Origin of the sequence: Parabacteroides sp. MSK.9.14 (assembly GCF_019041495.1) — a bacterium.
GTDB lineage: Bacteria > Bacteroidota > Bacteroidia > Bacteroidales > Tannerellaceae > Parabacteroides > Parabacteroides merdae.
In genome coordinates this window covers 45,219-64,939 of sequence record NZ_JAHPXO010000018.1, presented here as the reverse complement: position 1 = coordinate 64,939, position 19,721 = coordinate 45,219, and the positions used below count along the sequence as shown (strand labels likewise).

Genomic DNA, 19,721 nt, shown 5'->3' with positions numbered 1-19,721 from the left:
ATTATGAAACAAATCAGATATCTACTTATATCCGCTGCGGTAATGGCATTCGCCGCTTGTTCTTCCGATGTGGAAGAACAGGGTCCGAGGGATTTTTCCGGTACAAAGGTTGTGCCTGAAATAACCATCGTTGACCAGGGAGAGGCGCAGTTTACCAAAGCCTATGATGGTACTGGGTCAACTTACTTCAAGAGTGGTGACCACGTGGGATTCCTTCTGTTGGACAAGAATACACGTAACTTGTACAGCGACACTAAGGAGATTGGTGTGTTGCGCTATACTTTTGATGGTAAATACTGGGGTACCTATGATTCTTATAGTATGACTGAGGATTATTGCGATGTGTATTGTTTTTATCCATATGACGAAGGTGAGGACCATTCTTATGACGGATTGTGGCCTAATTCTTATCGTACGCTTGATACATCCACCAACATTGACTATCTGTGGGGCGAGGCAAAGCTGCCCGCCGGTTCTTCGGGTGTGAATGGTATGACACCTCAGGTACATATGCGTATGAACCATGCTTTGGCACGTGTATCATTCCGATTGAAACGCAAAATGGCTTATGACCCGAACAGTAATATCGGTAAGGGTAGTGTCACTGCATTTAGTGCAATATGCAAAGACAAGGCAACTAAAGCGGTTCAACAGGGTAAAACAAAGTATTGTTTTATAACAGGTGCCGTTAATGGCGGTATTACCCCCATTAGTAATCCTGTTCCTTTTAATACGTTGATAGGTAATTCAATACCACAGGCTGTCGGAAGCACTTTGGGTGGACGGGATGAGTTCATGTCTGTTGTTCCATGTAAAGGAAGTATTGACGTGAATATGACAATAGATGGTCAGACATATGCAGTGACAGTTGACCAGGATAAGACCGGTGGTGAATTCAAGGCAGGTTATCACTACCTGATTACTCTTGAATATACAGGCTCGGAAGTGACATTTACACCAGGTAACGGTGATGGCAATGGTTCAACTGGTTCTGGAAGTGGCATGGAAATTATTCCTTGGGCTCCGGGTGGTAATATTGGCGTGAAAAGTATATCAAACAATTGAATTTAAAAACTATAAGTTATGAAGAAGTTATTATTTGCGGCCATTCTTGGTTCAATGGCCATGGCTTCATGCTCCAATGAGGATACGGTTGCTCCCGGAGCTCCGTCAACGGACGGTTCAAAGTCAAACCTGCGCATTGAGATGATTGTGGATGGCATCTCCACAAAAGGCAATACGGAAGGTATGATGACCGGCGGGCATCCTTGGGTGGACGGTGACCAAATCCGTCTGTTCACATTGGATCATGACAAGTTTGAAGCGGACGGCACCGTAGAGAAGTATTCGGGTGCTGATTTCCTGAACAAAGGTTATAAGTATGTGGCAGCACAGGAAACTTGGAAAAACGTGGATAATGATCCTGTGACCCTGTCTAACCAGAAGGCCCGATTGTATGCGTTTTCACCTTCAATTCCGGTAGCAGGACCGTTTGTCTATAACGGTGACGCTACATTGGACCCGACACGTGTGCCCATCAATTTCAATACACCCAACAAAGTGGATTATTTGTACGGTACACACCGTAATACCAAAGACGGTGTAACGGATCCGGATGGAGACAACACAACTGACAATGGAGGAAGTATACACGAAAACGGAACAAATCTGCAGTATGTGGATAATAAGAACCCGCTGGTTCGTCTGTATATGAAACATGCACAGACTTCTGTCCAACTGCGATTGCTGAAAAATGCAACTGATCCTGAAAAGAAATATACGGGTAAAGGAATTGTTACTGCTGTGGAAGTAATGCAGCTCAAGCAGACTGTCAGCAGCTATGGCAATGTAATATTTGTTCCGGCTGACGGTGAACATGGATCTGCACTGCCTGCTGACGGATATATTGACATCACCAAGACAGAAGACAATATTACACCGAGAGAGTGGAAGGTCGCTCAGATGACAGACTTGATTAACGGTGCGGATAAGACGTCATTCACTTTGAATCCTACTGTTGTGGGAGTCCCTAACTGGAGTACTGCCCAAGTACTGTTGGCTCCTTGTAAGGATGATATGGTTCGCGGTTTTCATGTGGTTGTGGATGATGTTGATTTCTACATCCCTTGCTGTACCGCTGACAAACCAGTAGAATGGAAGGCTGGTTTCATGTATACATATGACATGGTATTGACAGGCAAGGGCCTTGAAATGACCAACGGCGCCGACGGTGAAGTTATCACTGTCAAGCCTTGGGAAGACGGTGGCACAACTCCGGGTGAATTTTAATTGATAAATTATTAATCAGATAAAACGTATGAAGAAACAATTGTTACTTTCACTATTGGGTGTGGGCTTGGTTCTCGGCGCTTGTTCTGATGACAAAGATCCCGTCGTATATCCAAATGACGGGAACCTTTCCATTACGACAAGTATCTTTTCCAACGTGAACAACTATGCGTTCGCCAACAATGAAAAGATCGGTCTGTTCGTAACTGAGAATGAAACGGGTGAATGGTATAAAACAAATCCGTATAGCAATGTAATGGCAACCTCGGTCGGTATCGGCAAGCTACGCTGGGATTTTTCCCAGGTTGTTCCGTTGAACGATAATCCGGCATTGGTGTTCGCTTATTACCCCTATGATGCGGATGTGGTGAATCCTTACAGCATACCTATCCAGATTGACCGCGAAGACAAGATGGTGGACTATATGTACGGGTCCAACAGGCAGACCCAAAAGGTAACCCGTGATAACCCCAATGCGGATTTGATCATGAACCACGCTTTGTCCATGATCCAGTTTGACATCTCTATCGACAAGAACCAGCCATATCATGGTACGGGTATTATTGAAGATGCACGTATCGTTGCGTTGGATAATGACGGTAAGTTGATTCAAAACAAGGATTTGGTACAGAGTGGTTATCTGAACTGTATTACAGGCTATATCGAGCCTCTCCATTGGGGCTCGATTAAGATCATTGATTTGATAGGCAAGTCTTTCCATGGAAATTTCAGCGGACGTTACCCCGTATGTATGGTGGCGCCGACCTATCGAATGAGCCATACGGCTTTTATGATTAATGTAGATGGCCGTGAATTCTACTTACCTTTGCCGGAGGGTACCACCTGGGCAAAGAATACCAAGAACCGTTATGTGATTACACTTTCCGGTATGGAACTCAAGTTCGACGGCAATTCTGTAATTGTAGAAGATTGGACCGATGGTGGAACTTCCGGAGGTGAATTCGGTGGCGGTGGTGATTTTTAAGTGAAACGATTTCAGTTTTTCAATAATAAATTATTAAACAAAACAGAGATGAAAAAATTTAAGTTCTTTACAATGGCCCTTGCAGCTATGAGTATGGTTGCTTGCTCTAATGAAGACGAGATGGGTCGTAATAACCCCGGTGTAGGTACTAAAGGTACTGGAATCGAAGTTCAATTTGATGTGGATGGCACTGCTGCCGGTACCAAGAGTAATTTTGAAGGCCTGGTAGGTGGCGATGATAAAGATGCCAACGGTACTGCTTATAATCCATGGGAAACCGGAGATAAGCTGCGTTTCTTTATCACTGACTATGCCGAAGCTGTTAATGGTGACTTCACCAAGTATGAAGGTGCTATCAACTTGAACCGCGAATTGGCATATGACAAAACTCAGAAAGGTTGGTTGTATTCTGATGGTGCTGACCCTGCCACACTGTCTAACGTGAAGGCTCGTCTGTATGCATATTCACCTTCTCAGACAACTTCCGGTAGCGCTTATTACAATGGTGATGTTGCATTGAAACCAAACGCATGTCCGATCGTATTCAACACACCGAACAAGGTTGACTTCATGTACGGTACTCACCGTAATACCTTGAACGGTAGCTCCACTATTCCGGGTGATAATGTGAATGACAACGGTGGTTCTACTGAATCAATCGGTACTGATAAGGATTATGTTGACAACAAGAACAACAAGACCCGCCTGTATATGAAGCATGCCCAGGCTTATGTGGAAATACGTCTGTTGAAGAATGCTACTGATCCTAAAAAGAAATACTCAGGTGAAGGTATCGTTACTGCTGTTGAAATCATGCAGTTGGAACGTATCACTAATGAACAGGGTAAGGATGACTGGAAACCGAGAGCAGACAATACCTTGCCGACTGCAGGTACTTGTGACGCTACTGCCGAAGGTAAGATTAATGTAACTGATAGAGGTGTTTTGAAGATGACAGACTTTTATACCGGAGCTGGAAATACTTGTAATTTCACATTGAATCCTACTGTCGCTTCGGGTACACCTGACTATGGTCAAGGTAAAGGTTTTGCTTTGGTATGTCCTGAAGAGGCTACTACTTCAAACACGACTAAGATGACTCGTGGTTTCCACGTGGTTGTTGACGGTAAGGACTTCTATATCGACGCAGCAGACGTTAAATTCAATGACCAACGTCATGTTACCAACATCACTGAAGTTGAATGGAAGCCGGGTTACAAGTATGTATACAACTTCGTATTGACCGGTAAAGGTCTTGAACTTGTCCCGGATCCTGAAAATCCGAGCACTGACGGTGACGTTGATGGTGATGGTATTTCTGACTTTATCGTTGTTAAGCCGTGGAATACAACTCCGGAATTCAACCAGGAGTTCTAATAGGACGCACTTTTGAACTTATAATCGTTAATATGAAGGCGGCACGGCTTATGTCAGTAGCCGCCTTTATTTTTTTAATGAATCATTCAACCTACTTACTATGGACGAAACTAGAGAACAACAGAAACTATACTCCTTTATGCAGGGGCTCGTGTACTTTTTCCTGATACTTGAGATCATAATGTATTGCGACCTGCCGCCATTGGGCTTCTTCGATGATATTTTGGCACGTATTCGTGCAATACCTATCTATAACAATATCTTCTTCAGCAAACTGCTTATCCTGTTTCTGGAAATCCTTGTAAGTATCGGTTCACGTCCGCAAAAACAACTGGATTTTAATCCTTATACCCAAGTGGCCCTTCCATTGGCTACGGGTATTATCTTCTTTTTCTCTTCGGCACTGGTGATTGTCTTCCGGCCGAAGGATGCTACGGCTTGGTACAACTGGATTTCCATCCTATACATCATCATGTCCTTTATCGGCACGATTCTGCTGAATGTGGGGTTGGACAATATCTCCAAACAGATTCGCTCGAATATGCTGCGAGACCGGTGGAATAACGACAACGAATCGTTTGAGCAGACGTCATTTATTAACGAGAATCCGTACTCTGTAAATATTCCCATGAGGTACTACTACAAGAAAAAATGGCATGATGGTATGATAAATATCGTTAATAGCTTTAGAGGCACACTACTTATTGGGACGCCTGGATCAGGAAAGTCATTTTCGGTGGTTAACAGCTATATACGTCAACATTCGGCCAAAGGATTTGCCTTGATGGTGTATGATTTTAAGTTCCCGGATTTAGCAAATATTGCCTTCTACAATTTTTTGATGAACAAGAAAAAAGGAATCATCCCTGAGTCATTTGAATTCAACGTCATCAACTTTAACGATATCGAATATTCCCGACGGGTGAACCCGCTTCGCCCTGAATATTTACAGACACTGGCCGATGCCATCGAAACGGCAACCGCCGTGGTAGAATCCCTGAAAAAGGGGGGTAATGACAGTGGGGGTGGTTCTGACCAGTTTTTCTCCCAGTCGGCTATCAACTTCTTGGCGTCCTGCCTGTTCTATTTCTCCAAATACACACGTAAGGATGATGACGGCAATATGATACATGGTATATGGTCGGACCTGCCACATGTGCTTGCCTTTATGAATAGATCCTATCAAGAAATTTTCGATGTGCTCTTTAAAGAGAGAGAATTGGAATCCCTGCTCTCTCCCTTCCGGTCTGCATACAACAACAGTGCGTTTGACCAGTTGGAAGGGCAGATCGGTACACTGAAGATTTCTATCTCGCGTCTGGCTACCAAAGAGTCTTACTGGATATTTTCAGGGAATGACATTTCCTTGTATATCAGTAACCCTGCTTCTCCGTCATATTTGATTATAGCCAACTCTCCGGCCACACAGGATATTAACTCGGCATTGAATGCCTTGGTACTGAACCGTCTGGTGCGTCTGGTAAATACCAAACATAACCTGCCATGTTCGATTATCATCGACGAGATGCCGACTATCTATTTTCACAAGATCGACAACCTGATTGCAACGGCACGTTCAAATAAGGTGTCCGTGCTTATGGGTATTCAGGAGAAGGCACAGCTGGTTCAGCAGTATGGCAAGACTGGTGCGGACGTAATTTTTTCTGTTGTCGGCAACGTCATCAGCGGTTCCGCTCGAAGCAAGGATACGCTGGATTGGCTGCAGAACTTTTTCGGCAAGGTTAAGCAGGTTAAGGAAGGTGTCTCTATTGCGGACAGCAAAACGACGATTTCTATCAATGAGAATATGGACTATGTGATTCCAGGCAGTAAGATTGCGAATTTGCGTACCGGTGAGCTGGTTGCTCAGGTGGCCATGGACTTTTCAGAAGGGGACGATTTTCCCCGATATATGTATAACTGCAGGACAAAAATGGATATGAAAAAAATCAAGGCTGAAGAAAAGCAGTATGTAAAAATCCCCAAAGTATATACATTTGGCAGTATTGCCGAGCGTGAGGCGTTCTTGGCAGCCAACTACAACAAGATTATCCAGGATATTGACTTGCTGATTCAGGAGGAAGCCCCCGAGGCTTATGCCAAGTCAAAAGAGAACCCTAATGGTAAGTAATTCGTCTGCGATATATCCTGTAAATCTGATATTTGGTCTTTTTGATTAGTTATTATTAACCTTAAATTAGTAATTGTTTGCATTGCAATTTCTATCTTTGAAATTAATATTAATGCGGACAATCGCAAACCAAAACTGAGCAACTATGAACCAAAATTTGGAGGAACTTAAAGAATTGTTGATGTACAGTTACCGTAAGCTGGGATACACGGTAACAACGGATAAGGATATGCTTTATCTGCGCTTCTCTCCGGACAGTCAATCGCCGGCTGTTATGGTTCGTTGTGCCAATGAATCCCGACCGCTTGATCGGGCGGCCGTTCAGCAGATGTTTATGGAATTTGAGCGCATGGGCGCTCAAAACGGATGTCATCAGTACCGGTTGGTCAACCTCTCCGGCTTTGAGGATGGCTGTAAGGTTTTCGAAGATTATAATATGGCCCTGTCTGACGCTTCTTACCTTCGTAGAATGAACAAACCAGGATTCCTGGATCTCTATGCGCACAACGAGAAAATGTACAGGGAAATATGCTCTTCCTTCGAGACGGTCAACAAAGTTGCGGCGGTCCAGGCTACAGGTAGCGGTAAATCCTTGCTGATTGCGGCATCTGTGCGGGATAATGCGGGACAGCAACAACTGGTAATTGCTCCGCGTACTAATATCCATGCAGAGATTGCCAGACATATTCCCGAAGGGGTAAAGGTGGATTATATGACATTCCAGATGTTGGGACTGATGCAGGCAGAGAACAGGCTGGATTCCTTGAAATATGACCGGATTTACATAGACGAGTTCCATCACGGCGGGGCTACCCGCTGGGGAGCAGCCATAGAGGAACTGCTTGCGGGCAACCCGACGGCGAAAGTGTTGGGCACAACGGCAACCAGCGAGCACTCTCATGCCGTAAAAGGGAAACGGGACATGGCTATGGAGATGTTTGACAAGGTGGCCGGACGGATGGATATCTCTGATGCACTTGTACGCCATATCCTGCGGACTCCGGATTATGTGTGTATGCCTTCTTCTTACGAGGCGATGCGGAAGGATTTGCTTGAGAGCAGCGAGGTGAAGGGGGATTATGTCAAAGAAGCAAAGATCAACCAGATGATTGACTCATGGGAGAAGGATATGCCGCTCCATGAGATTATCCGCGAGAAGCTGCCTTCCACAAATTGCAAAATGGTGGTGTTCAGTTCGGACATCACACAGCTCAAAAAGAACAAGCGGCTGATTGCCAACCTTATGGAAAAGGCGGGAATCAGCTATAAAGGATACGATTACTACCACTCCGGCAACAGGAAGACCATGGAGGGGCTGGAGAAGTTCAAGAGCAAGAAGACACGCTCGCGGGCACAGATTATTTTCTGCATTGACATGCTGAACGAGGGTGTCCACGTTCCGGGTGTACAGGCGGCCTTCTTCCTTCGTCCGACGGACAGCAAGACAGTGTTCTACCAGCAGCTGGGACGTATCATGTCTGCCGGTTCCAATGACTGTACCGTGGTGTTCGATATGGTGGATAACATGTATTCCCGAAATATGTCTGACCTGGCACAGGATGTGCACGACTGCCAGACACGGAAGATCGATTCGCTTTCCATGGGAACGAAGGAGTATGTGGATCCTGAACCGGTGTCTTTCCGGGTGGATGACTACTTGAAGGTGTTGCGTGACCAGAAGGAGAAGGTGGCACCCAGACAAAGGCAGGAGAGTTTCGCCGAGAAACTGGAGCGCATTGCGGCTAACTACACGGAGAACGGACGGATACGGATTCGCGTATATAACACTCAGTCCCGCAATGACGAAAACTGGTTTTATCTCCAGACAAAGAAATATGCGATGGATGCGCTGTCTCCGGAAGAACGCAGGCTGATAGACCGGCTGAAGTTTGATCAGTATGTGCCGCCAGAGAAGAAGGAACAGATTGAATTGGACCGTTTCATAAAGAACTTCAAGCTGCACCATCAGGACATCAGCAGCATGTCCATCGTGGATCAGGCTTACTATAAAAGATTGGCTTTCCAGTTGTCGGCCAACAAGCTGGATTTGGCCGTTTACCGGAAACTGTCTGACGCGGGCGTGGCCTTTGTCGGATATAAGGTTCCCGTAAACTACAAGATAGCCCAAGCCTACAAGCTGGATACACCCGAAGAGGTGATGGCTCAGATGAAGGAGTTGGAACGGGCTAACCGTAAGGTCGTGAAAAGGCAGCCCCGTGTGGTCAAGACCCAGGAAGAGAAGGACCAGAATAAGCTCCGCAAGGTAGTCGCTTCCAAAACTGAAGGGGAGTCATACAAGGTGAACGGGGGTGAGCGTAAGTTCGGCGGGGTGAAGTCACGCGAGGAGATAGAGGCACTAAAACGGAGTGCGGCAACTGCGTTCATGAACAATACGAAAACGGTTTCCCGGCGTATCCATAAATAAGGATTCATTAACTAAAACCAAATATTATGGCATTCAATGACACAGAGAAAACAGATGCGAAAATCGAACAGGCGTATCTAGATTTGCTGGCCAAGACCTTGTCTGCCGCAAAGGAAAAATGGTCTGAACCTTGGCTTAGAAGTATCGTGAACTTTAATCCTCAGGGATTTGACGGTGCACGCTACTCAGGTATGAACAACTTCTTCCTTGCCCTTTCGGATATGGCGAATGGGTATTCTACACCCATCCATGTGACTTTCGCATGTGCACAAAACGAAGGATTCAGAGTGAAAAGGGGAGAGAAGGGTGAACCAATCCTCAAATTTTGCCCGTATTACCTGCCGGATGACGAGGGCAAAAAGAAGGGTATGAAATATGCTTCCGAAGATGATTACCTAAAGATGGATGACGAGACAAAAGCTTATTATCATAAAGTGGCCAAAACGGTGGGGTATACCGTGTTCAATCTGGACCAGACAACTATCCAGGCCGAGAACCCGAAACTCTACAAGAAGATGCTGGACAGATTCTCCAAATTGACCGGCGAACGGGACAACGTTCAGAAAACAGCCATAGCCGGACTGGACGAGACTATCCGAAACAATACGTGGATTTGTCCGATCAAGACGGACTCTATCGGTAAGGCTTACTGGAACTCCAAGGCAAATATCATCAAGGTGCCCGACAAAGCGGATTTCCGATCGGATGTGTCTTTCTATCGTACACTGGTACATGAGATGATTCATTCCACCACGCTGCTGCCTAAACATCCGCTGACTCCCGAAGAACAGGAACTGTTGGCTTCCGAAAATTGCCCGGATGCAAAACGCGAGGCATTGCTCAAAAAGCAAGGCGAGCAGATGCGTACCTATGACTACGGTAACCTGCCTGAACGGGCACGTGAGGAAATGGTAGCGGAACTGGGTTCGGCTATGGTACTGACACAAATCGGCATAGATGCCACGTTCGCTCCGGAGAACAAGGCATATCTCCAGAATTGGGGCGAATACCTGGGAATAAAGGTTGAGACCGGTATGGTCGAGAATCCGGAGTTCAGGGCTTTCGGTTTGATGTTGCAGTCAATGGGTTGGAGAGGAAACTTGCAAGAGTTGATCAAGGATGTCGCTGAAGTGGAAAAAGGGAAGTCTCTCAAAGCTGTGTACAAGTACCACCATATACCTGATAATGCCCTGGCGCATAATTTCCTTGAAATGGTCCGTGACGGGGTAAAGCCTTTGAAGGTGATGGGTGAGAAGTATGTGTCCATGACCGAAGCGGAACGCATGCAGTCAGGCATATCAAAAACGATACTGAGTGACATCGTGAAGGATGCCTGGCAAGCCGCCAAGGTTGTCATGGCTGAAGGGATAAAGATCGATCTGAAAAAGGAACTTGGACAGGCCGAGAATTTCAGCAAGATAAACGACAAGCGCCGGACGGAACCGGAGAAGAAGGGTAAGTCAAAATCCGGCGGCTACAAAAAGTCCAACACGGCAGTTGCCAGGAAAACAACAAAGAAGTATGGCAGGTAGATCCAAACGCTCCCCTGATGCGGAACTGCGTAGCCGGACAAGATTTGACGAACCGCAACGAATCAGGCTGTATGTCTTCGAGAGATACGCCATCATTCACAAAGTGATGCTGTCCCGGAGCAATGCGTTTGTCTCTTTCTCGGTAAAGTCGCGCAAGTTCCGTTTCCAGGAGACGGACATCTATTACTATAGGATGTCGCTTGTAATTACCAAGGACGAATTCCTGCAGATGAAGAAGCTTTTGGCCCTGATGGATCCATTAACGGGGCTCTCACAGATTTGGTTCAACTTTGAAAATACTAATAAAATGGGGGAATCTTTGAAATCTAATGGATAATTGGTTACATTTGCGAAAAAGAACGTGACGACACACGTAAAAACGACAGTATATGAAAAAATTAATCGAAAAGGAACCCCTTGTTCCACTGTTTGTGGACATGGGAGAGTCCGTATTATTGGCTGTCTCTATTGGTGACGGTGGCATGCAGCGTTTTATGAAGGATGATGCAGGTCATTTGCTAGCTCCAACAGGAATATTTGGGTTGGCCCAGTTTTCTGTGGATGAGATAGCCTTGAAAATCCGTTTCCTTAAGCAACAGGATGATCCTTGGTTGCTTAAAACCGCTGAGTGTCTACAATTAGCTCTTGACAGCCGTTATCAACTGAATGACTTGCCCACACGAAATGCAGAACTGGTGTTCTGTCTCATTTACCGTAACTCTCCCGAGTGTGTCCCCCCATGCGGTTTCACGCTTATTCCTATTAACAATTCTGCCCAACTGATGAATCTGGAAGCTGATGCTATCCGTCATGGTGACAGCTATTACTGTTTCCTTCGTAAAATCAATGATCCCGCATCGTTCTCGCTGACGGATGTACGCCGGTTTCTGATTGAGACGGAGGAGGGGAGCTATTTGCGGGATGTCAATGGTGGAACTGTCCATTGGACTAACCGGAGGAATAAGGCGGCACGACTTTCCAAACCTCGCTCGAAATTACTTTTGAAAAGGCTCAATGGAATGTACCCGGATCTGAAATTGCATATAGTAAAGTTTAGTACAAAACCTTATAAGATATAACTATGGCAAATAAAGTAAAAACAGATGTGCCTAAACACAGAATCAGAAATCCATACGAAGGCTACCCGATAAGTTTTTTCTACCCTGTCACCCAGGATGCAGACAAGGCTGACGATGATGACAGTGACGATATGATCCTTATCCTGCGTAAGTTGAGACAGGCTTTGCGTGAAACCGGATATCATATCGGATGCGAGCTGGGCCAATATGTCCTGCTGGACGAGAACGAATCCAAACTGAAAGACGGAAATCCGAAATCTCTGGCACGCTATTGCCTATTGTCCCAGATAATTGATGCGGATACTTATCATTCCATTATCGCAAATGAATAGCTATGGCTGAACTGTTGGATTTTATGGTGGTACGCTCGGACAGGTCTGAAGCTGTAGCCAAATATACCGTTCTATACAGACCGGCTGATTATTTCTGCAAAAGGCTGAACTTTGAGTTCGACAACTCGGAAGAAGCCGAAGCGGTGGCCTTCTATTTCCAGTACTGGATGAATGCCGGAGGGCGGGTCAGATATACGGGAGCTCCGGATATACCCGGAGTGTTGATGTCCATGGACGGTTCGGACATGACGGACTGTCCCATGGACCTATCCAAACAGTTGTACTGTCTGTTCAGCTCAGGAGGATACTGCCCGTTACCACTGGTCGAATACCTGCTCAATCTTCAACCGAGATGTCTCGATTATCTGTTTACACAACATGCCATATCGTTCAAGGCGGCTGGAAAAATCAAACTGGTGCGCTTGAGTGATATCAATTCCCTATTCCGGTTTTCTGAGACGAAAAAGCGGTATAAAGAGGATTTGGCGGTTTTTCATGAAAAGGTTGTAGGACTCAGATGTGAGTATAACAGGATGTCACTGTTATTGCCGGCTCTTCGTCAAATCGGTGAATTGGCAAATGCTCATGCCAAAGACGAACGTAACAACCGGATTCTGTTGGATTATATCGAAGGCAAGGAGAATGCAGAGTTGGCGGCAAACTGGAACCTTTCTCCGGAACGCATCAGGCAGATTCTGGTCGAGCAGGTGAATGCACTCTGCTATCAGATCTCACAAATAATGGTTGTCCATAGCTCTATTCTGGAAGAACGGGCACGTAACATACGGATGGAGCACGAATTGGTCAGACTGCGGGCAGAAGCCAAACTGACTTTAGCGGGGAATCTGTTCAATGTAAAGCCAGACAAGAAAAAGTGGGAATGGATTAAGGATATCTGCCGGTTGTACTCGACTCCTATATCCGAAATGGGTTTCTCTACCCGAACATACAATGTGCTTACCCATCTGGGCGTACAGGATATATTCGGATTAAGCAAGTTGGACGAAACAACACTGCATCATGCGCAAAACTCCGGCAAAAAGACCGTTCATGAGGTGATGGAGTTTAAGGAACAGTTCAACCTGAAGATGCTATCTGACCCGATATACATGCAGTATGTCGAATGGCTGGCACACAAGTTGTCGGAACAGGAACGTGACTGCTTGGGCGAATGGATTGTAAGTATGGACAGTGAGGGGAATGTCTGGACCAAGAACTGCCGGTCGGAACTGGATCTCTCTAAAGTGGATCTGTTCATTCATCCGGATGTTGTGGAGACAAGCATACTCCATATCTGCTTCCCGGAACTGGGGAATTTCAGACAGACGGGTACCACAGAAGTACAAACCCCGAACTCGAATAAACGCAAATAAGGATATCTTTAACTATGAAGTAGGAGGGGTGTCACCCGGTCAAGGTTTTCCACACATTTATTTCATACCAAAACCAGCCTTGCAAAGACTTCCCGGACTGCCCAGATGGACGGTTCCGGGTTATTAATTTCGGGTAAGTGGTTTGACACTGACCACACTGTCCCCGACTGGGAGGATGATGCCGCTCTTGGGCTTGGGTACTTGGGGTATCTCATCCGTCTTATCTGACTCGCCTGTCTTTGACGGTTTTGTCATGGTTACACTTTGTTGCGCTTTCCCTGAATAATGGATGATTCCTCCTGTCTCCGGAACTGGGTTCAGATCCGTTTCCTCTTTCTTCTTATCGATATAGTGGATTCTGGGGTCTCCATCATTACCACGGCCAGAATTTCCGGACTGTACGTTCTGTCCTTGGATGTGTATTTCCCCCTCTGTGTTCTCCTTTTCGTCTTCAGCGACTAGCATCATGCCGGAAGTACGCTTGGATGGAACTGTATCCTGTGACATGGTGGCTTCCTTTGGGGTATTCACCATATCCTTCACCACTGGTTTTTCTTTATCTGATCCTCCATCCTTCAATTCCTGATAGCTGGGCAGGAAGAACTCTTCATCCGTGGGTTGCTCTTCTGCCAGGATACTGGAGAGGTAATCCAGCATCGGTACCGGGTCAATGTATTTGCCTTTGTTCATGATACTGAAGTGCAGGTGCTCGCCGGTGGAACGTCCGGTAGTGCCGGATATGCCGATAGGCTCCCCGGCTGGGACAGGCTGGTTACGCTTGACGAGGATATAGCTCAAGTGGGCGTACAAGGTATGGATGTCACCATGTTTCAGCTCGACACAATAACCGTAACCGCCACGATAACCCGCATAGACCACGAGCCCGGGAAGGACAGCGTAGACGAAATTGTCATGGGCGGCAAAGTCTATTCCGTTGTGGAACTTCATGGCTTTGGTGAACGGATCTTTACGGTAACCGAAGTAGGAGGTCGCCTTCAGCTGGTCCATTGGCATGCTGACCATCGACTTACGCTTGAGGACCTGATACCTTCGCTTAATCAGTTCGTATTTGATGGAGTCCAGATACTTTCGTTCGTCAGCTTCCGTAAAGATAAACGATCCGTTCCCCTCGACTTTATCGTAGGAAAATTGAGTAGGATCGATTGGGACGGTATCTTTCACTGCTTCGTCTTTTTTCAGACCTATCCATTTGCCAATCCGGTCGAATAGCCGGCCGATGCCTTTGCGCCGTTTTTTTTTGACAGTATCGTCTTCATCATCATCTTCTTCATCAAAATCATACTGATCAGTGGGATTGAAATCTGTGCTGACGGTATCATTGACTACCGTTTCGGTTTCTCCCATAATCGTTACAAACTGTGCTTGGACCGTGATGGCAAGCATACAGAATAATTCGGCTAGTAATATTTTTCTCATAGGGTATTGAAAGTTTTGGTACAAGGCAAGAAAGTCCTAATCTTAATACTTGCTCAGCTGGGTTTCTTTCAGGATGACTTTCCCGTTCTCCCGAACTTCCAGCACGTTCTTCGTTTTATCACAATGGATGATGTACTTATACCTTCCATTCTCAAACACATAGCTACCGTTAGCCAATTTCCCACCTTTAAGAATCAATTCGGGTTTCTCGGACATTGGAACGCCTCTTTCCCAAGATGCATATCTGAACATGCTGTCCTTCATCTTGTCTATGCGGACCCGATAGTGCTTGGTCTCGAACAACAGGCACAGTTCGTCAAATTCCCGCAGTCCGGGATAAATCCAAAAGGGACCACTCTGCCCGCACAATGTGAATTGCTTTCCGTCAAAATGCCAGACCTGATATTGATCCGTGAAACTCTGCATGTCATTGGTAACAGGCATATATAAATCTTGGTTGGCGGTATCATAGCGGTTCAGCCAGTCCCAACCTTCTCCCAGATTCGTGCTGAAGTACCAGTCGGATATGGTATGCTCGGTTCCTATGGAGGCAATCTTATCGCCATCCTTATTGAAGCACGGGTATTCTTTGAGTTTGCCGTTCTGAATGTTCAGGGCCATCACTCCCGTATATGCCAAGTTACCGCTTTCCCGGAAATATTCATCCACCAGATAAATGGCCTGGCCATTGTCGGTATAGAGGGTTTTTATAGTGTCAATATGGCTGCCAAAATCCATTTCCGAATCACCGGATTCATTGGGATGAAGGACAGCATAAAGGGATTTGTGCTCGGCCTTCACCTTCTTGCCGGAACGGTATTGGATGATGTTCCCCCAACAAATCATGGTGCCGCCATCCCCGGTGTCCCAGGTATAGACCCGTAGATTGCCGTCCGCAGAGGTGGCGATGGTCACATACTCATTTTGGATAGAGGATGTGAAGGGATAGGAGAGGGTAGCCGTGTCCTGCTGTACCCATTCGATCAGAGGGGTTCTGTCTGAACGGTAATAATCCTTGATTGTCTCGCCGTCTTCCTCATACTCTGACGGATTGCTGGCAGCAAGGACTTCCTGCTCTTTTTGGACCGGATCAATCCGAACTGGTTCATTGCAGCCGGTCAGGATATGAAGGAGACAAATGGAATAAATGATAAGTTTCAGTTTCATAATGGGTCGTTTAATTCTTTGCAAAGATAATGCTTTTCAGGGAGATACGGATTTTATCGACCGATTTCTTCCGACGGTTTCAATGATCTGTTTTTATTATTAGCCTCTAATTATAAATGTATATTAAAATAATGTCTTTATAAGTTAATAATCCCTTATTGGCTTTTCTTAATTTGGCAGGGAAAACGATTTACCGGGCTAAAATTATATATTTGCAATAGTTATAAACCAGAACATTAGACTATGGATAAATTGATTGAGACCATAAACATTAACCAAATACCTTTTGAGGATATTGAGCGCAAAATGGGTGTTCCACCATCAGCTTTTCTGAATGCGCCGGATTCAGAAGATATCATTGATGCATTAACGACATTGACCAACGGACGGAGTTGTCTGACCCCACAGGTTGATTTGGGAGACTACAACTTGGGATTCCGATATGCGAGATTCAGTTTGTATGCAAAAAACGGAAGATATTGCTTCAGAGTCCATCCGGTCCGTGACCAGGAAGAGTTCGTGAATGAGTTCAATTTGGATGCCCGTGAGATAGAACTGCTGTACAAAGGTGAGAAGATAATCAAAATGGCTGATTTGGAACAAACCGGCCAACCGGTTGAGTGCCTGATTCAGCTGATTCCCGGCACCAACGCGCAAGTGGCTTGCCCTCGTTACACGATTGACATCCCTAACCGTATCGGCGGCCAGGAAATCACCCACGAGATGAAGGCCGAACTTACTTCAGGGGCAAAAATGACCATTACGAATAAGGACAATGTGCCTTTTGATATCCAAATTGACCTTGTCAGCCACAATATGCTTAAGATAGCGGAAAATAAAGACCGGTTGTTACGCTCTGCCGGCTCTATCGGACAATCTCAGGAAACGAGGGGCATGAGCTCTGTTCTCGGTGGGGGAAAGAGCACGAAACCGGCCACAAGCAAGTCCAAAGGCAAAGGAAGCCAGGCCGGGAAGAATGTGGCTGCGGAACAGGCATCCGCTCCATCGCAAGGACAGTCACAACAAAGTGAAGGACATCGTGGTGGACTTAAACGCTGATAATTATGGAACTACTGGATATTCAAATAGATTTGTTTCACTTTAAGGGACTGCTGGATTCTATCGGAACGGAGAACCAGGAGAATACGCATGAGCAGCTAAGCGGACGGTTGTTGTATTATATTTCCAAATACAAGAATTCCCCCTCAGTCACGATGCAGCAGGCAAACCTTATGCTTTCCCATGTGGAGAGGCTTTTCAAATTGATGATTGTCTACAAGCCTGAAGAGTTTATGGAATGTCTCTTGAACACCAATGCGGGAAACGAACTGCGCAAGAAAGGGATTGGAGCTGTCTTGGAAAGGAAGTTTGCCACACTGATCCCACTGGACAAGCTGTATCTGCTTTATCTGGAATACTACTGCAGGGAGCTGGTCATACAGGGCAATTTGTCCGAGAGCGTCCGGAGTGACACGGAGAAGGTGCTCAGAACAGTTGACGAAATACGTGAAGCCGAACGTATTTATGCGGAGCAGATGCCCGTTGACACCCTGCTGCTGAAAGTGTTTGACAAAATGTTTGAAGGCAAGATAAAGCTGGAAACGTCGGAACGGATCGATCTGTTGGCCGGACGGGGAAGATTGAGCTTGACAGTAGTGCCGCAATCGGAAAATAACAACAAGCAGTTGGCGCAAATGAAGATCGCCTGCAAGCCGATATCGGAAGGAGTGGCACACCTAAGCAAGATTGGTGTCTATGATAACTTAGGTGTTGATGCCGTTGCCAAGAACGAACGATACATGGTCGCTCGAAAAATACCCTTTGCGGTCAACGAGAAGTCATACCTGATAGGAGACACCAAACGGAATATGTTGATGTCTCTTTCCTACAGGGATCTGACAACCTTATGGCCTTCTGTACGCTATTTCATCGTATCACAATATGCGCATACGGGTGAGGACGAACAGCAGTTCAAGAACAGAAAGGACTTTTGTCATGCGCTGGCACAGGAAGACTGCCTTTCCCCTTTGGGAGGACCTGTCAGTATGGAGGTCAGCATCTGATTATAATATAAACGGAACCAAATAAACGGAATAACTATGGAGAAGAAATCAGTACGTGAGAAAATCGAGGAAATCTGCAATGGCAGACTGCCTTCGCTATATGATGTGGCCACTAAGATAGGGTTCAAAAAGGACCCGATGGAGTGCAGCCAGCGTTCTGTCTGTATGCGTATCGGAGCGGCAGGCGGTGGTGAGAAAATTCTGATTTACGATAACGGACAGAAATATAAGAACTTACGCTCCGGTAAATGCGGGGATGTGGTGGCCATGTCCATCGAGTTCATGGACCGTTTCAGCAACTACTCCCATAACTGGACCTCGTTCTACAAAGAATGGCAGGACTACTACGGTTCAGTCCAGAACATGTTTGTGGAACGGCATGCGGCATCGAACTTCCAGGAAGAGACAAGGGCATACATCCCCTTTACTCCGGAAAGATGGGAAACCAAACCGTTCGGACCGACCTCAAACGTATCCCTGAAATCCTATCTGCAATACATACGGTGCATCGACCGGGATACACTGGCCGAGATGTGCGGATTCTTCAATACAATCAAGGACACCAAGTACGGCACTCATAATGGAAAGGATATCGTGAACATCGGATTCCCGCTATATAGGGTGGGTGAGGATACTCCCTGCGGATTCGAGATCAAGAATGTGGGATACAAACGTACCGCCCCGGGTTCCGATGTATCCATGGGCATGTGGTCAGCAACCCGTGCGAATCTTCAGGATGTCAAGCGCATTTTCTTCTTCGAGTCGGCGATAGACGCTATCTCATACGTGAGCGTTGACCGCATGAAGGCGGCAGAGACCGGGACCCCAAGGAAGATTAATCTCGATACGGATTTGCTGGTGTCATGCGCCGGCGGCCCTAAAATCGGACAGGTTGTGTCATTGAAAAAGGCTTGCCCGCAAGCACAGGTTATCGCAGAGTTCGATTTGGACAGGGCCGGACACAAGCATGATATAATCCTGAATAACATCTGGAGCAACCAGACTATACAGATTAGCAATGTCAACAAGCGTGAAGAAAAGCTGTTTACGGCAGAAAAGGTTTGTACTGAAGAAGGTAAGAAGGAAATACAGGACTTGAAAGATGCCGGATGGAGTTCTTACTTCAGGAAGGACGGTTCCACACTGATGTACAGAAGTAACTTGGTGGGTCACGAGGTTAAGTTCAACGGACAGACCGTAAATCTCGGACTGGATGAGCTGACCCTGCCCAAACTGGCCAATTCGTTCCGGGATTACCGTATCATGATAGATCGCGAAAAACCGATTCGTGGCAACTACATCAAAGTGGTAAATGACCAGCAGGTGTCTGTGGCTGTCAAGGACTGGAACGACCGGGCCATTGCCGACAAACAGCAACGTCGGGCGGGTTTGCAACGCTCTGTTGAGAAGATTGGTGTCATCAAGCAGCACCAACAGGAGAAGGAGGCGGTCGAACAGGCACAGCGTGACGCTCAGATCGCCAAGGCAAACGAGCGTATACAGAACAAGAGTGGCAGAAAAATCTAAAGAG

At 46.2% G+C, this 19,721-nt stretch carries 16 protein-coding genes; 14 read left to right on the top strand and 2 right to left on the bottom strand.

Features of this window, described 5'->3' with window-relative positions; genetic code table 11:
• Positions 1–3 precede the first annotated feature (3 nt).
• The 11 genes from KTG12_RS11215 to KTG12_RS11165 all read left to right on the top strand — a co-directional run bounded on the left by KTG12_RS11215 (position 4) and on the right by KTG12_RS11165 (position 13,523).
• On the top strand, positions 4–1,065 hold the full coding sequence (locus tag KTG12_RS11215) for a fimbrillin family protein (RefSeq protein ID WP_081415404.1): 1,062 nt from the start codon (positions 4–6) through the stop codon (positions 1,063–1,065).
• An 18-nt stretch (positions 1,066–1,083) separates the two neighbouring features.
• Positions 1,084–2,289: a fimbrillin family protein gene (locus tag KTG12_RS11210; RefSeq protein WP_075965558.1), complete on the top strand. Its 1,206-nt coding sequence runs from the start codon at positions 1,084–1,086 to the stop codon at positions 2,287–2,289.
• A 28-nt stretch (positions 2,290–2,317) separates the two neighbouring features.
• Complete coding sequence (locus KTG12_RS11205) at positions 2,318–3,274, top strand: fimbrillin family protein (protein ID WP_122298303.1); 957 nt, start codon at positions 2,318–2,320, stop codon at positions 3,272–3,274.
• Between the two features lie 48 nt (positions 3,275–3,322).
• Entirely contained in the window at positions 3,323–4,651 is a 1,329-nt protein-coding gene (locus tag KTG12_RS11200) for a fimbrillin family protein (protein WP_075965556.1), read from the top strand.
• Positions 4,652–4,751: 100 nt separating this feature from the next.
• On the top strand, positions 4,752–6,782 hold the full coding sequence (locus KTG12_RS11195) for a type IV secretion system DNA-binding domain-containing protein (RefSeq protein ID WP_075965555.1): 2,031 nt from the start codon (positions 4,752–4,754) through the stop codon (positions 6,780–6,782).
• A 145-nt stretch (positions 6,783–6,927) separates the two neighbouring features.
• Positions 6,928–9,207 carry a DEAD/DEAH box helicase gene (locus KTG12_RS11190; RefSeq protein WP_075965554.1) on the top strand — a complete coding sequence of 760 codons (2,280 nt, stop codon included), beginning with the start codon at positions 6,928–6,930 and terminating at the stop codon, positions 9,205–9,207.
• A gap of 26 nt (positions 9,208–9,233) precedes the next feature.
• The gene (locus tag KTG12_RS11185) at positions 9,234–10,739 is read left to right on the top strand and encodes an ArdC-like ssDNA-binding domain-containing protein (protein ID WP_075965553.1); all 1,506 of its coding nucleotides are present in this window, start codon (positions 9,234–9,236) and stop codon (positions 10,737–10,739) included.
• Positions 10,729–11,076: a hypothetical protein gene (locus tag KTG12_RS11180; protein ID WP_075965552.1), complete on the top strand. Its 348-nt coding sequence runs from the start codon at positions 10,729–10,731 to the stop codon at positions 11,074–11,076. The genes KTG12_RS11185 and KTG12_RS11180 overlap by 11 nt, the downstream gene beginning before the upstream one ends.
• A gap of 52 nt (positions 11,077–11,128) precedes the next feature.
• Positions 11,129–11,818 (top strand): hypothetical protein, encoded by a 690-nt coding sequence (locus KTG12_RS11175; protein WP_075965551.1) that lies wholly within the window; start codon positions 11,129–11,131, stop codon positions 11,816–11,818.
• A gap of 2 nt (positions 11,819–11,820) precedes the next feature.
• Entirely contained in the window at positions 11,821–12,150 is a 330-nt protein-coding gene (locus KTG12_RS11170; protein WP_075965550.1) for a hypothetical protein, read from the top strand.
• A 2-nt stretch (positions 12,151–12,152) separates the two neighbouring features.
• Positions 12,153–13,523: a DNA-directed RNA polymerase subunit alpha C-terminal domain-containing protein gene (locus tag KTG12_RS11165; RefSeq protein ID WP_122334176.1), complete on the top strand. Its 1,371-nt coding sequence runs from the start codon at positions 12,153–12,155 to the stop codon at positions 13,521–13,523.
• Between the two features lie 123 nt (positions 13,524–13,646).
• On the opposite strand, the gene KTG12_RS11160 is transcribed toward KTG12_RS11165, so the two are convergent.
• Together KTG12_RS11160 and KTG12_RS11155 are read right to left on the bottom strand one after the other, a co-directional pair.
• The gene (locus KTG12_RS11160) at positions 13,647–14,960 is read right to left on the bottom strand and encodes a M23 family metallopeptidase (RefSeq protein WP_081415402.1); all 1,314 of its coding nucleotides are present in this window, start codon (positions 14,958–14,960) and stop codon (positions 13,647–13,649) included.
• A 42-nt stretch (positions 14,961–15,002) separates the two neighbouring features.
• Positions 15,003–16,127, bottom strand: coding sequence for a hypothetical protein (locus tag KTG12_RS11155; protein ID WP_075965547.1), 1,125 nt, complete (start codon positions 16,125–16,127; stop codon positions 15,003–15,005).
• A 243-nt stretch (positions 16,128–16,370) separates the two neighbouring features.
• On the opposite strand from KTG12_RS11155, the gene KTG12_RS11150 reads away from it, so the two are divergent.
• The 3 genes from KTG12_RS11150 to KTG12_RS11140 are packed head-to-tail and all read left to right on the top strand — an operon-like array spanning position 16,371 to position 19,717.
• Positions 16,371–17,186 carry a DUF3945 domain-containing protein gene (locus tag KTG12_RS11150; protein WP_075965546.1) on the top strand — a complete coding sequence of 272 codons (816 nt, stop codon included), beginning with the start codon at positions 16,371–16,373 and terminating at the stop codon, positions 17,184–17,186.
• Between the two features lie 5 nt (positions 17,187–17,191).
• Complete coding sequence (locus KTG12_RS11145; protein ID WP_075965545.1) at positions 17,192–18,190, top strand: hypothetical protein; 999 nt, start codon at positions 17,192–17,194, stop codon at positions 18,188–18,190.
• Positions 18,191–18,226: 36 nt separating this feature from the next.
• The gene (locus KTG12_RS11140; protein ID WP_075965544.1) at positions 18,227–19,717 is read left to right on the top strand and encodes a toprim domain-containing protein; all 1,491 of its coding nucleotides are present in this window, start codon (positions 18,227–18,229) and stop codon (positions 19,715–19,717) included.
• Positions 19,718–19,721: the final 4 nt, after the last annotated feature.

Coding starts and splice junctions, on each gene's coding strand:
- KTG12_RS11215 (WP_081415404.1), top strand. CDS start 4: ATGAAACAAATCAGATATCTACTTATATCCGCTGCGGTAATGGCATTC.
- KTG12_RS11210 (WP_075965558.1), top strand. CDS start 1,084: ATGAAGAAGTTATTATTTGCGGCCATTCTTGGTTCAATGGCCATGGCT.
- KTG12_RS11205 (WP_122298303.1), top strand. CDS start 2,318: ATGAAGAAACAATTGTTACTTTCACTATTGGGTGTGGGCTTGGTTCTC.
- KTG12_RS11200 (WP_075965556.1), top strand. CDS start 3,323: ATGAAAAAATTTAAGTTCTTTACAATGGCCCTTGCAGCTATGAGTATG.
- KTG12_RS11195 (WP_075965555.1), top strand. CDS start 4,752: ATGGACGAAACTAGAGAACAACAGAAACTATACTCCTTTATGCAGGGG.
- KTG12_RS11190 (WP_075965554.1), top strand. CDS start 6,928: ATGAACCAAAATTTGGAGGAACTTAAAGAATTGTTGATGTACAGTTAC.
- KTG12_RS11185 (WP_075965553.1), top strand. CDS start 9,234: ATGGCATTCAATGACACAGAGAAAACAGATGCGAAAATCGAACAGGCG.
- KTG12_RS11180 (WP_075965552.1), top strand. CDS start 10,729: ATGGCAGGTAGATCCAAACGCTCCCCTGATGCGGAACTGCGTAGCCGG.
- KTG12_RS11175 (WP_075965551.1), top strand. CDS start 11,129: ATGAAAAAATTAATCGAAAAGGAACCCCTTGTTCCACTGTTTGTGGAC.
- KTG12_RS11170 (WP_075965550.1), top strand. CDS start 11,821: ATGGCAAATAAAGTAAAAACAGATGTGCCTAAACACAGAATCAGAAAT.
- KTG12_RS11165 (WP_122334176.1), top strand. CDS start 12,153: ATGGCTGAACTGTTGGATTTTATGGTGGTACGCTCGGACAGGTCTGAA.
- KTG12_RS11160 (WP_081415402.1), bottom strand. CDS start 14,960: ATGAGAAAAATATTACTAGCCGAATTATTCTGTATGCTTGCCATCACG.
- KTG12_RS11155 (WP_075965547.1), bottom strand. CDS start 16,127: ATGAAACTGAAACTTATCATTTATTCCATTTGTCTCCTTCATATCCTG.
- KTG12_RS11150 (WP_075965546.1), top strand. CDS start 16,371: ATGGATAAATTGATTGAGACCATAAACATTAACCAAATACCTTTTGAG.
- KTG12_RS11145 (WP_075965545.1), top strand. CDS start 17,192: ATGGAACTACTGGATATTCAAATAGATTTGTTTCACTTTAAGGGACTG.
- KTG12_RS11140 (WP_075965544.1), top strand. CDS start 18,227: ATGGAGAAGAAATCAGTACGTGAGAAAATCGAGGAAATCTGCAATGGC.